This window comes from Aliivibrio sp. A6, assembly GCF_028765505.1.
Lineage (GTDB): Bacteria > Pseudomonadota > Gammaproteobacteria > Enterobacterales > Vibrionaceae > Aliivibrio > Aliivibrio finisterrensis_A.
Map to the genome: position 1 here is coordinate 95,581 of NZ_JARACR010000012.1, position 12,685 is coordinate 108,265.

12 protein-coding genes are annotated in these 12,685 nt (G+C 38.3%); 10 read left to right on the forward strand and 2 right to left on the reverse strand.

Annotation, left to right across the window (positions count from 1 at the left end):
• Nucleotides 1-77: 77 nt before the first annotated feature.
• Both PVK70_RS09275 and PVK70_RS09280 read left to right on the forward strand, forming a co-directional pair.
• A complete protein-coding gene (locus PVK70_RS09275) occupies nucleotides 78-959 on the forward strand; it encodes a winged helix-turn-helix domain-containing protein (protein WP_130048086.1) in 882 nt (293 codons plus the stop codon).
• Nucleotides 950-1,495: a regulatory protein ToxS gene (locus PVK70_RS09280; protein WP_130043095.1), complete on the forward strand. Its 546-nt coding sequence runs from the start codon at nucleotides 950-952 to the stop codon at nucleotides 1,493-1,495. Before PVK70_RS09275 ends, PVK70_RS09280 begins: the two co-directional genes overlap by 10 nt.
• A 100-nt stretch (nucleotides 1,496-1,595) precedes the next feature.
• Here the strand turns inward: PVK70_RS09280 and yfcE are convergent, their stop codons facing one another.
• On the reverse strand, nucleotides 1,596-2,147 hold the full coding sequence (yfcE, locus tag PVK70_RS09285) for a phosphodiesterase (protein ID WP_130048087.1): 552 nt from the start codon (nucleotides 2,145-2,147) through the stop codon (nucleotides 1,596-1,598).
• A 132-nt stretch (nucleotides 2,148-2,279) separates the two neighbouring features.
• Between yfcE and PVK70_RS09290 the strand changes: the two genes are divergently transcribed.
• The 6 genes from PVK70_RS09290 (at nucleotide 2,280) to PVK70_RS09315 (ending at nucleotide 9,006) form a co-directional block, all read left to right on the forward strand.
• A complete protein-coding gene (locus PVK70_RS09290) occupies nucleotides 2,280-3,185 on the forward strand; it encodes a TIGR01777 family oxidoreductase (protein ID WP_130048088.1) in 906 nt (301 codons plus the stop codon).
• A 391-nt stretch (nucleotides 3,186-3,576) separates the two neighbouring features.
• On the forward strand, nucleotides 3,577-4,764 hold the full coding sequence (proV, locus tag PVK70_RS09295) for a glycine betaine/L-proline ABC transporter ATP-binding protein ProV (protein WP_130043092.1): 1,188 nt from the start codon (nucleotides 3,577-3,579) through the stop codon (nucleotides 4,762-4,764).
• A 4-nt stretch (nucleotides 4,765-4,768) separates the two neighbouring features.
• Nucleotides 4,769-5,851, forward strand: coding sequence for a glycine betaine/L-proline ABC transporter permease ProW (proW, locus tag PVK70_RS09300; RefSeq protein ID WP_130048089.1), 1,083 nt, complete (start codon nucleotides 4,769-4,771; stop codon nucleotides 5,849-5,851).
• A gap of 2 nt (nucleotides 5,852-5,853) precedes the next feature.
• Nucleotides 5,854-6,861, forward strand: coding sequence for a glycine betaine/L-proline ABC transporter substrate-binding protein ProX (proX, locus tag PVK70_RS09305; RefSeq protein ID WP_130048090.1), 1,008 nt, complete (start codon nucleotides 5,854-5,856; stop codon nucleotides 6,859-6,861).
• A 137-nt stretch (nucleotides 6,862-6,998) separates the two neighbouring features.
• On the forward strand, nucleotides 6,999-7,826 hold the full coding sequence (locus PVK70_RS09310; protein WP_130048091.1) for an SDR family oxidoreductase: 828 nt from the start codon (nucleotides 6,999-7,001) through the stop codon (nucleotides 7,824-7,826).
• A gap of 325 nt (nucleotides 7,827-8,151) precedes the next feature.
• Entirely contained in the window at nucleotides 8,152-9,006 is an 855-nt protein-coding gene (locus PVK70_RS09315) for a co-chaperone YbbN (RefSeq protein WP_130048092.1), read from the forward strand.
• Nucleotides 9,007-9,038: 32 nt separating this feature from the next.
• Here the strand turns inward: PVK70_RS09315 and cueR are convergent, their stop codons facing one another.
• Nucleotides 9,039-9,431: a Cu(I)-responsive transcriptional regulator gene (cueR, locus tag PVK70_RS09320; protein ID WP_130048093.1), complete on the reverse strand. Its 393-nt coding sequence runs from the start codon at nucleotides 9,429-9,431 to the stop codon at nucleotides 9,039-9,041.
• Between the two features lie 84 nt (nucleotides 9,432-9,515).
• Here cueR and PVK70_RS09325 point away from each other — a divergent pair, with 84 nt between their 5' ends.
• On the forward strand, nucleotides 9,516-12,029 hold the full coding sequence (locus tag PVK70_RS09325) for a copper-translocating P-type ATPase (RefSeq protein ID WP_130048094.1): 2,514 nt from the start codon (nucleotides 9,516-9,518) through the stop codon (nucleotides 12,027-12,029).
• Between the two features lie 106 nt (nucleotides 12,030-12,135).
• The gene (locus PVK70_RS09330) at nucleotides 12,136-12,573 is read left to right on the forward strand and encodes a DUF411 domain-containing protein (RefSeq protein ID WP_130048095.1); all 438 of its coding nucleotides are present in this window, start codon (nucleotides 12,136-12,138) and stop codon (nucleotides 12,571-12,573) included.
• Nucleotides 12,574-12,685: the final 112 nt, after the last annotated feature.

Genomic DNA, 12,685 nt, shown 5'->3' on the forward strand with positions numbered 1-12,685 from the left:
TTTGACATAAAATAGACATTCTAAAAATGATACTTGGATATCATTCATAAGAATCACCATTACTGAGTTAACAACCAATGAATATAGAAAATAACAAAATTATTATTGGCAACCGGTTTCTGTTCGATCCTAACGATAATAGCCTTATTGATACATTAAATGACGATGAGATTATTCGAATTGGAGGGAATGAAAGTCGTGTTTTAAGCCTACTTATTCAAGAACCAGGGAAGGTTGTTAGTCGTCATGAGTTACATGAGTATGTATGGCGAGATCAAGGATTTGAAGTCGATGATTCTAGTTTAACACAAGCTATTTCGACGCTACGAAAAATGCTACAAGACCCAACTAAACTACCTGTTTATGTAAAAACAGTGCCTAAACGTGGTTATCAATTTATTTCAACTGCCGTACATCAAGTCACGGATGATGTGCTAGAAAGCGCAGATGAAAATAATGATTCTTTAACGGATATCGATAACCCAACAATCGATCATCAAGAAGAATCACCTCAAGAGCTCACGGTGAATAGCTCCGCTAAAGAGCAAACTATAAATTCCGTAGCAAAAGAAAATATCACAACGAATCAGCCACAAGCTCACTTATCGTTACTTGGTACGCTAACTCTGATTATCGCTTTTATCTTGCCTATCATTGCTTATGTGAATCACACTCCAAAATCAGACGCATTTATACAAGTAGCAAAATATGACGACGTGCCTATTTTCGTTCCTGTTAACCACCCTAATATCGATAAATGGCAACCTCTGATTGAGCAATGTACTGTCTTTTATAATTCAAACCATGTTGATACGCTAAAACCAATAGAAGTTATTGCGACGAGTGGCCAACCAAATCAAATCACACTGAATTATATTCATAATGAAGAACACAGCGATCAAAGTATTAGTGTCCGATTATTGATTGATCAAAAAGAGGTAGATAAAGTATGTGGTTAAATAGCGAGCAACTTCCAATAGCAAAACGCTTTTTTCCCGTCGCTCTTCTTCTAATATCAATGTTAGGCAGTGGGTGGTTTTATTGGGAAAGCGACAGTAAAGTCGAACAACTATTAACATCTAAAGAATGGCAAAGTATGAGTACCGTTCGTATTGATACTGATTATGATGACATGGGCCCTTTAAAACGCGCTGATATTAAATCAAATGTTGTCTATCTGCCAAATAAGACTTATTCAAAATCATCTACACTGACACTTTTTAGTGGCCAATCTGAGAATGTCCTCCCATTAACGATTAATGTTATGGAAACGGGGAACTGGGATTACAGCGGAGATTACTTATTAATTGACCCTACTGAATTTAAGGATGTTACCGCCAATGATAATAAAGATTTTTCTGGTTCACAGAAAAAATTGATCATGCGCGTATTCAGAATGGATGCTCAACAAAGTAAACGTGTTGATGTGGTTAATGATAAAACATTATTACTGACCAGCTTAAATTATGGTTCAGGTATTCTATTTTCTCATTAAAATAGCTTTCGTTAACTGAACATCACAATAAAAATCCGAGATGGCAATCACCTCGGATTTTTATTGTCTAATCAATAGTCTTCTTACCCAATAATTGATGCTATTTTAGCTCAATGGAATTCAATACATTCCCATCAAAATCAAGAACAGACAAACAACTATCATCAAGTAAACCATAGCTCGGTTTTCCGTCTTCATTACGAGGAAAAGTCGTTGAACCCGGGTTAAAAATAATCTGCTCTCCTTGCCATTCAGCTACCGTAATATGCGTATGTCCATGAACGATAATATCTCCCTTCTTTAATAAAGGGCGTTTGTCAGCATTATAAATATGACCATGTGTTAAAAATAATTTCTGCCCCGTAGGCAACAACACAATATTGTAATCAGACATAATAGGAAAAGATAACAGCATTTGATCGACTTCACTGTCACAATTCCCTCTCACTGCGATGATAGACTCTGCGTATTGATTTAATAATTCAGCTACGGCGATAGGGTTATGCCCTTCAGGGATCGGATTTCTTGGCCCAAAATTAATCAGATCACCAAGAAGAATTAAATGATCCGCTTTAGAAGCAGTAAACGCATCAATCATACGTTGAGTCGCAGTCAATGAGCCGTGTAAATCAGAGGCAAAAAATAATTTCACAAGAGTCCTTACAGTATTTAAGAGCCATTTCAAAGCTCAAGTATAAAGGAAAATTCAATGAAAGTTGCCAATCAGTGAACTCTATTTATACTTAACTTAGACGACAGTTATAAATATCTTGCAGGAGACGGGATGAAGATACTCATTACGGGAAGTACAGGGTTGATCGGAAAACAGTTACTGGATCACCTTAAAGGTCATGAGCTAGTGCTTCTGACGCGCAATATAGAAAAAGCTCAATTTTCATTAGCTCATTTAGCTTTGCCTCATGTTGATTTCATTTCGGATCTCTCTACACTTTCCGATCTTAATGATATTGATACTGTCATTAATTTAGCAGGGGAGCCGATTGCTGATAAAAAATGGACCCGTAAACAAAAAAAAATCATCTCTGATAGCCGGTGCAAGTTAACTGAGCAATTGGCACAACTCTGTCTTGCATCCACAACACCACCACGATGCTTTATATCGGGATCAGCCATTGGGTATTACGGGGATAATGGCCAAAAAGATATTGATGAGGAGACTAAGATAGTCTCTGCAGATTTTGCTCATCAAGTCTGCCAGCAGTGGGAAAATAAAGCACTACAAGCTCAAAGTAAAAATACTCGCGTTTGTATCTTACGAACGGGGGTCGTATTATCTCCTTTAGGTGGCGCCCTAAAAAAAATGTTATTGCCTTATAAATTTGGTTTAGGTGGCCCAGTTGGAAATGGAAAACAGTACCTATCTTGGATTCATATTGATGATATGGTTTATGGTATTTTGCATTTAATGACACAAGAAGAAAGCCAAGGTATTTATAACTTAACGGCCCCTCACCCTGTCTCTAATCGCTTATTTAGTCAAACTTTAGCAAAGACATTAAAACGGCCACACTTTCTATTTACTCCAAACATTATCATTAAAGGTATATTAGGAGAAGCTTCTGTTCTGCTAACAGACAGTCAACGAGTTCGACCAAAGCGACTCGTCCATGAAGGATTTAAATTTCGCTATTCTCGAATAGAGTCTGCACTCAAACAGTTATTAAGCTAAAAATTATAATGATTGGAAAAAACAATATTACAAATATGTTAACTCCAATCATTTTCACCAAAATCGAACATAAACAATTAAAAGAGAACACTCATCAATTTTAATTTGTACTCGAATCAATTAAGCCATTCCCCCTAATTCTACCAAAACCCTTCAGCTATAAGTATTCTCATTTAAAATAATTAACTGATGGATTACTCTATCTCAACAAGTAAAAAAATACAGAATAAACAATGACATAAGCTTAAGTTTTGTGTATTTGCTTATTTGAGAATTAGATAGCATTATTAATGTTGTGACTTTTACAGTATGGTGATCATTGAAATTTTGATGATTTTTAATTATAGTACTAACGAATTATCAATACGCATATCTTGCGAAGGACTTAAAAATGAATCCCATACTGGAAGTTAAGGGACTGTACAAAGTGTTTGGTGAAGACACTGACCGCGCCTTTACAATGATTGATGAAGGTGCAAATAAGGAAGAAGTTTTTGAGAAAACAGGGTTAACCATTGGTGTTAATGATGTATCTCTAAGTATTCAAGAAGGTGAAATTTTCGTCATTATGGGCCTCTCTGGTTCTGGTAAATCGACCTTGGTACGACTTCTTAATCGCCTAATCGAACCTACCCAAGGCAATGTACTCCTAAAAGGTAAAGACATTGCACATATCTCTGAAGAAGAACTCCGCGAAGTTCGCCGCAATAATATCTCAATGGTTTTTCAAAACTTTGCCCTAATGCCGCACATGACTGTTATAGAAAATGCAGCTTTTGGTTTAGAGCTGGCTGGCGTAGAGATTGAAAAACGTAAACAATGTGCATTAAGTGCATTAGAAAGAGTTGGTCTTGATGTATACGCAGAATCTTATCCCGATGAATTATCAGGTGGTATGAAACAACGCGTTGGTCTAGCAAGAGCACTTGCTTGTGACCCAGACATTCTATTAATGGATGAAGCCTTCTCTGCTCTTGATCCTTTGATTAGAACAGAAATGCAAGATGAGCTTATCCGCCTACAAAATGATGATAAACGTACTATTGTCTTTATTTCTCACGATTTAGATGAAGCCATGCGCATTGGTGACAGAATTGCCATTATGCAAAATGGTGAGGTAGTTCAAGTCGGAACTCCTGATGATATCCTCAACAACCCCGCAAATGATTATGTTGAAGCCTTCTTTCGTGGTGTTAATGTCGCGAACGTCTTAACTGCCAAAGACATTGCTCGTAAAAAACCTGCCGCCATGTTTAAGAAATCAGAACATGATGGTCCAGCATCTGCTCTTCAATATCTAATGGATAATGACAGAGAATATGGCATCGTTGTAGATAAGAGTAGCCTCTATTCTGGCATCGTCTCTGTTGATTCTCTTCGCGAAGCACATAACGACAACAACTCTCTTGTCAGTGCTCAACTTACAGATGGTGTAACACTCAAACCAAACCAAGCGATCAATGATATTTTAGGCGTAGTGGCTAATGTTCCTTACTCTGTACCTGTGGTTGACGAGAGTGGTAAGTATTTCGGTGTTGTGACTAAATCACGACTGCTTCAGACGTTAGATAAGGGGTAGAACGATGTCATCAGAACAAACAAACAATGACCCATGGTCACAAACAGCACCAACAAGCGATGACCCATGGGGCCAGGTTGGCGATACATCAGCCTCGGCTGATTGGTTAAATCATGAAACTATCGAAGTAAATACTTTTGACCCCTTAAATCCTTTTGAGGAAGCCGTACTTCCTGTCGATGTTTGGGTGGAGTCTGGCTTAAACTGGTTAGTTGAACATGGTCGTCCATTATTTCAAGCCATTCGAGTACCGATTGATTTTATCTTAAGCTCTTTTGAAACGGCATTAGTATCAACACCAGCACCATTCATGCTTCTTATTTTATTTTTATTAGCATGGCAATTTTCGAACCTTAAGCTAGGGATCTCAACGGCAGCTTCATTACTCGTTATTGGCCTTATCGGTGCTTGGTCTGAAGCCATGACCACTCTGTCATTAGTGATGACCTCTGTCTTTTTCTGTTTACTTATCGGGTTACCGATGGGGATTTGGCTAGCAAGAAGCAAAACCGCCGCAAAATTCGTTCGCCCAATCTTAGATGCAATGCAAACAACCCCAGCCTTTGTTTACCTAGTTCCAATTGTAATGTTATTTGGTATCGGTAATGTACCCGGTGTTGTTGTAACCATTATTTTTGCACTGCCTCCTGTTGTACGTTTAACCATTCTAGGAATTCAACAAGTACCAGAAGAACTAATCGAAGCTGGCCATTCATTTGGAGCCAGCAAAAAGCAAATGCTGTATCGAATTCAACTTCCACTAGCACTACCAACGATTATGGCCGGTGTTAACCAAACCTTAATGCTATCTCTATCTATGGTGGTTATTGCCTCAATGATCGCGGTAGGTGGATTGGGTCAAATGGTATTAAGAGGTATTGGACGACTAGATATGGGACTAGCAGCCGTCGGTGGTTTAGGTATTGTAATACTCGCTATTTTACTAGACCGAATCACTCAAGTATTAGGGGCAAACGCAGGTAATACTAAATTACGTTGGTATCGCATGGGCCCTGTTTCTATCTTGCTAAATATGTTTACTCAAAAAAAAGAACCAAAAACAGAACTACAACTTAAGGAGAAATAAGAATGATTAATTCATGGAAGAAAGCACTGACAGCGAGTATCGTTTCCACTCTCGCTCTATCATCAAATGTATGGGCAGAAAAACTCCCAGGTGAAGGCGTTACAGTGCAAGCTCTTCAATCTACAGTTGCAGAAGAAACGTTTCAAACATCGATTGTAAACCGAGCGCTTGAAGAGCTAGGTTATGATGTAAAACCAACAAAAGAAGTTGATTACAACGTAGCTTATACGTCGATTGCAAAAGGTGATGCAACTTTCCTTGCTGTTGGCTGGTTCCCTCTTCATGCGGATAAATACAAAATGTCTGGTGGTGATGATAAGTTCTATCGTCAAGGTCAATACGTGAGCGGTGCTGCTCAAGGTTACCTAATTGATAAAAAAACCGCTGAAAAGTATGGCATTACAAACATTGGGCAATTAAAAGATCCTAAATTAGCGAAATTATTTGATGCTGACGGTGATGGCAAAGCAGATCTTACTGGCTGTAACCCGGGTTGGGGTTGTGAAATGGTGATCGAGCATCAAATTGGTGCTTACCAACTTGAGGACACTGTTACGCATAACCAAGGTAATTATGCCGCAATTATTGCTGATACGATTTCACGTTACAAAAATGGTGAACCTATTCTCTACTATACTTGGACTCCTTACTGGGTAAGTGGCGTATTGGTTCCTAATAAAGATGTAGTCTGGTTAGAAGTACCTTTCTCATCACTTCCGGGGGATCGTAAAAATGTCGATACCACATTATCTAATGGAAAAAACTACGGCTTTGAGATGAACTCAATGCGTATTATCGCAAACAAAGAATTTGCGGCTCAAAACCCTGCTGCTGCTAAGTTATTTGAGATCATCAAACTGAACATTAATGACGTCAGTGCACAAAATATGATGATGAGTAGAGGCAAAAACAGCTCTGCTGACATTCAATCCCATGTGGATGGTTGGATAAAAGCAAACCGAGCATTGTTTGATTCTTGGTTAGCTGAAGCGAAAAAAGCCGCTATCTAAATCTAATAACGACATCCACTTAAATACAAACAAAGGCCGATGGGATCTACCATTGGTCTTTTTTATATCAAAAATCCAGCAATAGAAATACAGCGTTATTGTATAATATGGTCATCATTTATTAGGGATAAGAGTTAATGACACGAACTATATTCATTACAGGCTGTTCAACAGGCATTGGTTATACTGCAGCCCATCAATTACAAAAGCATGGCTTTAACGTTATTGCTTCTTGTCGTAAAAAAGAAGATATAGAGCGATTACAAAGTGAAGGATTAACTTGCCTCTATTTGGACTATAGTGACCCACAAAGTATTACTGATGCTGTCACTGAGGTAATAAAACTGACTGATGGAAAATTATACGCATTGTTCAATAATGGTGCATATGGTCAAGCCGGAGCGCTCGAAGACCTACCCCGAGAAGCATTAAAAGAGCAGTTCGAGTCAAATTTCTTTGGTTGGCACCAATTAGTCACAGAACTGCTTCCTGTAATGAGAAAACAAAAGCAAGGTCGTATCATTCAAAATAGTTCAGTGCTAGGTATTGTAGCAATGAAATATCGCGGAGCTTACAACGCATCAAAGTTTGCTATTGAAGGATGGACTGACACATTACGTTTAGAATTATCAGAAACAAACATAAAAGTCAGCTTAATTGAACCAGGTCCAATTGAAACCAAGTTCCGATCTAATGCATTGAAAGCATTTAAAAAATGGGTAAATATAGATACCAGTTACCATAAAGAAAAATACCTTATTCAACAACAACGACTTGAAAAAGAACAATCTGGTAGTGCTTTTGTCCTCCCTGCAGATTCTATTATTCCTCCTCTACTTCACGCACTTAACTCATCAAGACCAAAAGCTCGTTATCGAGTCACCTTTCCAACTCATTTGTTTTCGGTTCTGAAACGATTATTACCAACAAAGTACTTAGATATGATCTTAAATAAGAGTGATTAACCTAGCTTTATAGTGTCATCGCTGTGTAATAATTAATAAATGTGAGAAAAGAGTAAAAATGTAATATTAGTGTCATATTAGAATCGTATATTCATTCTATCCGGTAGATGGTGTTTTTTCGGGGGGGAATATGACACTAGGTAAAATCAACTGGATCTGTGTGAGTGTTGCGGTTGCGGTATTCATACTGATCTAATAGCCACTTACACTTAGAAGAGCCACTATAAGTCAATTATAGTGGCTTTCTTCTTTCTATTTCCTTGAAAATCAATATAACTCCCCATATATCTATATGAAGAATACATACTGTTTTTAGGGAAAGATCATGCAACCAGAACATAGCGTTGAACTAAACGAACAAAACTTCCAACAAATTTTAGAAAGCTCAATGCAAACCCCTGTGCTAATCCACTTCTGGGCGCCAATGAGCCAAGAAAGTATTGCTGTTATTCCTGCCTTACAACAACTTTCCCAGCAATATGGTGATGCCGTAACTCTTGCTCTACTTAACTGTGAAGAACAGCAAGGTCTTGCACAACAATTTGGTGTTCAAACGCTACCAACGATTGCTTTATTTAAAAACGGCCAAGCGATTGATGGTATGGGAGGGCCTCAAACGATTGAAGCCATTCAAGATATGCTAGGTAAACATCTACCGAGCCAAGAAGAACTTCAATTAGGTCAAGCATTTAAACTGGTTGAAGAAGGTGAATATCAAGCAGCACTTCCTACATTACTCGCTCTTCTTGAACACTTTGGCGGTAATGGTCAAATAAAACTGCATATCGCACAGTGCTATATTGAAACCCAAGCATTTGATCAAGCAGAGGCTGTTCTTTCTGAAATATTAATGCAAGATCAAGACAGCAAATACAAAGAGTTAATTGCTAAGCTTGAACTACATAAACAAGCAGGAAGCAGCCCAGAAATCCAAGCATTAGAAGAAAAATATAACGCAGATCCTAGCAATAATGCGTTAGCTTTAGAGCTTGCGATTCAATACAGTCAAGTCAGCCGACAAGAAGAAGCACTAGATATTTTGATGGCAGCGTTGCTAAAAGATCTTAACGCGCAAGATGGTCAAATTAAGAAAACCATGATGGATATATTATCTGCTCTTGGTCAAGGAAACCCTGTCGCAGGTAAGTACCGTCGTCAACTTTATTCTCTTCTTTACTGACCTATTGAGTAGTAAACCTGTTGCTGTTATTTCTAATGGCAGCAGGTTAATCCTTTAATAATAGGACAATCATGGCCTTCATCACCTGGACAAGCATCGGCTAAATCTAATAATGTCTGCTTCATTCCTTTTAGTTCCTGAATTTTTTCTTCGATCTCTGCAACTTTTTCCAACGTTTTTGCTTTTACGTCTGCACTTCGACGATTAGGATTATTTGATAAACTTAATAGTTCTTGGCACTCTTCTAAGCTAAATCCAACTAATCTTGAACGTCTAATTAATTGTAATTCCTCTACCTGAATCTTAGTATATTGACGATATCCATTAGCACTCCTACTTGCTTCTTTTATCACTCCTTTACTTTCATAAAACCGAATGGTTTTCGCTGTTAGTCCTGTTAACTTCGCTACTTCACTAATATTCATGGTTTTATCTCATTTAATATCTTGACCTTCCATTTACTGTAAGGTTTATTATTCGCAATATCAAGAATAGTTAACGAGGTTATTATGAGTCAGGAATTTACTCTTCCATTGTCAGGATTAAACTGTGGTCGTTGCATAGCAAAGGTTGAACAAGAGCTTGCTAATAACCCAAACATATCTCAATACTCAGTAACCAAAACAGAATTAACTCTGATAACAACACTTCCTTATCAAAGTATCGTAGATATTATTGAGAAGCTTGGCTATTTTGTTCCTGAAGCAAACACGACACCACTGAATTCTGATAATAAACAAGACTCAAATAAACAGACTAAGCCGATTATCAACACGACTAAACCAACTCCCACGATAGATGATAAAACAACTCAATTAATACTATCAGGAATGACTTGTGCCAGTTGTGTCGCTTCTGTAGAAAGCATCATTTCAACAGTGGGTCATGTAGAATCAGTAACCGTTAATTTGGCTGAGCGAACCGCTCTTATTCACGGCAATATCAACGTAATAGAACTAATTCAAGCAATTGAAGCTGGTGGCTATGGTGCAGAATTAAGTTTAAATGAAGACCAACGTCGTGCTAGACAAAAAGAGTTATTCTTAAAAACCATTGCCACACATAAAAAAAACACCATCATCTCTCTTATCATAGGTGCACCATTAATGCTTTGGGGTGTCTTTGGTGGAAATATGCAAATCACCACAGTAAATGACCAATTGGCTTGGGGGCTTATAGGTTTAATTTGCTTAGGTTTACTGCTCACTGCCGGTAAGCATTTCTATGTGAACGCATGGAAAGCCTTTACCCACCATAGAGCAACTATGGACACCTTAGTCGCATTGGGAACCGGCTCTGCTTGGCTTTATTCTATGGCTCTGATTATCTATCCTGAGTTTTTTCCACTGCAAGCTCGTCATGTTTATTTTGAAGCAACGGCAATGATCTTAGGTTTAATTACGCTTGGAAATTTAATAGAAACTAAAGCTCGTAATCGCACCTCTACTGCAATAGAAAAACTGCTAGATCTTCAACCACAAACCGCAACCGTATTACAAAATGGCCAAGAAATAACCCTACCAATTGCTCAAGTCACTCAAGGAATGAAAATTAAAATCAAACCAGGTGAAAAAATACCTGTTGATGGCTCAATCATCAATGGAGAAAGCTACTTAGATGAATCTATGCTAACAGGTGAGCCTCTACCTTGTTTAAAATCCAAAGATGATACCGTTCATGCTGGCACCATTAACCAACAAGGAAGTTTTACTTTCATAGCAACAAACGTGGGTGAGCACACCATGTTAGCTCGTATTATTTCAATGGTTCGCAATGCTCAAAGCAGTAAACCTAAATTGGCAAAATTAGCTGACCAAATATCATCGGTATTTGTCCCAAGTGTTATGATCATTGCGATCATATCTGCTCTATTTTGGTATAACTTTGGGCCAGAACCTACCTCTAGTTACATGCTGGTTGTTGCAACAACGGTACTGATTATTGCCTGCCCTTGTGCTCTTGGTCTTGCCACACCAATGTCGGTAACGGTAGGTATAGGTAAGGCCGCCGAGTTTGGCGCTTTAATAAAGGATGCTGATGTGCTTCAAACAGCAAGCACAATCGATACTGTTGTTGTTGATAAAACCGGAACATTAACCGAAGGTAAACCAACCGTAACCAAAGTGACTGCTTTTAATCATCATTCAGAAATGCATGTTATTTCATTAGCTGCAGCGGTTGAAAGCCACTCTGAACACCCTTTAGCTCAAGCAGTTATAAGCCATTTAGAGAACAATACTTGGCCTATTATCGACAGTAGTGAATTTATCGCTCAACTAGGATTAGGGGCTTCTGCTCTGGTTAATGGTGATACGGTTTATATTGGTAATCATACTTATCTAATGGAAAACAGTATTGATATACCAACCATAACTATTTCACCATCAGCAACACCACTGTATGTCGCCAGTAAAGGTGAGTGTATTGGAGTTATCGAAGTCAGTGATTCCATTCGCACAGACTCAGCGTTAGCCATTGAACAATTAACTCAACTTGGTATTGATGTGGTTATGCTTACTGGCGATCGTAAAGAAACCGCTCAGTACGTTGCAAAAGAACTGGGAATTACCCAAGTGATTGCAGGGGTTCTTCCTGATGGAAAAGCTCAGGCGATTCAAACCTTACAAAACCAAGGCAAAAAAGTTGCCATGATTGGTGATGGTATTAATGATGCCCCTGCTCTCGCACAAGCGGAGGTTGGCATCGCCATGGGTAATGGTAGCGATGTGGCGATTGAAAGCGCTCATCTTACGTTGATGAACCACTCACTACTAACCGCTGTAAGCGCTATAGAGTTATCTAAAGCCACAATAAAAAACATGAAACAGAATCTATTTGGTGCTTTTATCTATAACACTGTCGGCATTCCTATTGCTGCTGGTATTTTATTTCCATTTACTGGCATGTTATTAAGCCCAGTGGTTGCAGGGGCTGCAATGGCATTATCTTCAATTACTGTCGTGACTAATGCTAACCGACTACGACTATTTACTCCTCGTTCTCAACGAGTTACTCATAAATAATAAAGGAGCATCGCATGATTAATCTAATTGGTATTGCTCTAATTATTGCCATTATCTACTGGTTTTGGCTATCACCTAATTCAAAATAACCTTTGGAATCTTCACAATGAAAAAAGTAAAAACACTCACTTTAACTTCTCTAATGTTAATGAGCTCAACAGTATTTGCAGCAACTGAGGTCACCTCTTATAAATCCCCTTACTGTGGTTGCTGTACTGAGTGGGAAGAACATATGAAAGATAATGGCTATGACGTAAACACAGAGAAGCATGAAGATATGGCCGCAATAAAAGAAAAGCTAGGTGTCGATCCTCACCTTGCCTCTTGTCATACAGCTGTAATTGATGGTTATGTATTTGAAGGACATATCCCGGCATCAGATATTAAAAACTTTTTAGCCGATCCTAGAGATTTTAAAGGTCTCGCTGTTCCTGGTATGCCAATGGGCTCTCCTGGCATGGAATATGGTGACCAAAAAGATAAATACCAAGTGGTTGCATTTAAAGAGAATGGAAAATTAGCGTTATTTAATACCCATAATTAGGGTCATATCAATAGATTGTTATGAATCATAAATGGTGTTGAATGATACCAATACCATTTATACCAATCGTGCTAAACAACTGATCATCCTAGCTAGTAGCTGGTTAAAATGC

Coding starts and splice junctions, on each gene's coding strand:
- PVK70_RS09275 (WP_130048086.1), top strand. CDS start 78: ATGAATATAGAAAATAACAAAATTATTATTGGCAACCGGTTTCTGTTC.
- PVK70_RS09280 (WP_130043095.1), top strand. CDS start 950: ATGTGGTTAAATAGCGAGCAACTTCCAATAGCAAAACGCTTTTTTCCC.
- PVK70_RS09290 (WP_130048088.1), top strand. CDS start 2,280: ATGAAGATACTCATTACGGGAAGTACAGGGTTGATCGGAAAACAGTTA.
- proV (WP_130043092.1), top strand. CDS start 3,577: ATGAATCCCATACTGGAAGTTAAGGGACTGTACAAAGTGTTTGGTGAA.
- proW (WP_130048089.1), top strand. CDS start 4,769: ATGTCATCAGAACAAACAAACAATGACCCATGGTCACAAACAGCACCA.
- proX (WP_130048090.1), top strand. CDS start 5,854: ATGATTAATTCATGGAAGAAAGCACTGACAGCGAGTATCGTTTCCACT.
- PVK70_RS09310 (WP_130048091.1), top strand. CDS start 6,999: ATGACACGAACTATATTCATTACAGGCTGTTCAACAGGCATTGGTTAT.
- PVK70_RS09315 (WP_130048092.1), top strand. CDS start 8,152: ATGCAACCAGAACATAGCGTTGAACTAAACGAACAAAACTTCCAACAA.
- cueR (WP_130048093.1), bottom strand. CDS start 9,431: ATGAATATTAGTGAAGTAGCGAAGTTAACAGGACTAACAGCGAAAACC.
- PVK70_RS09325 (WP_130048094.1), top strand. CDS start 9,516: ATGAGTCAGGAATTTACTCTTCCATTGTCAGGATTAAACTGTGGTCGT.
- PVK70_RS09330 (WP_130048095.1), top strand. CDS start 12,136: ATGAAAAAAGTAAAAACACTCACTTTAACTTCTCTAATGTTAATGAGC.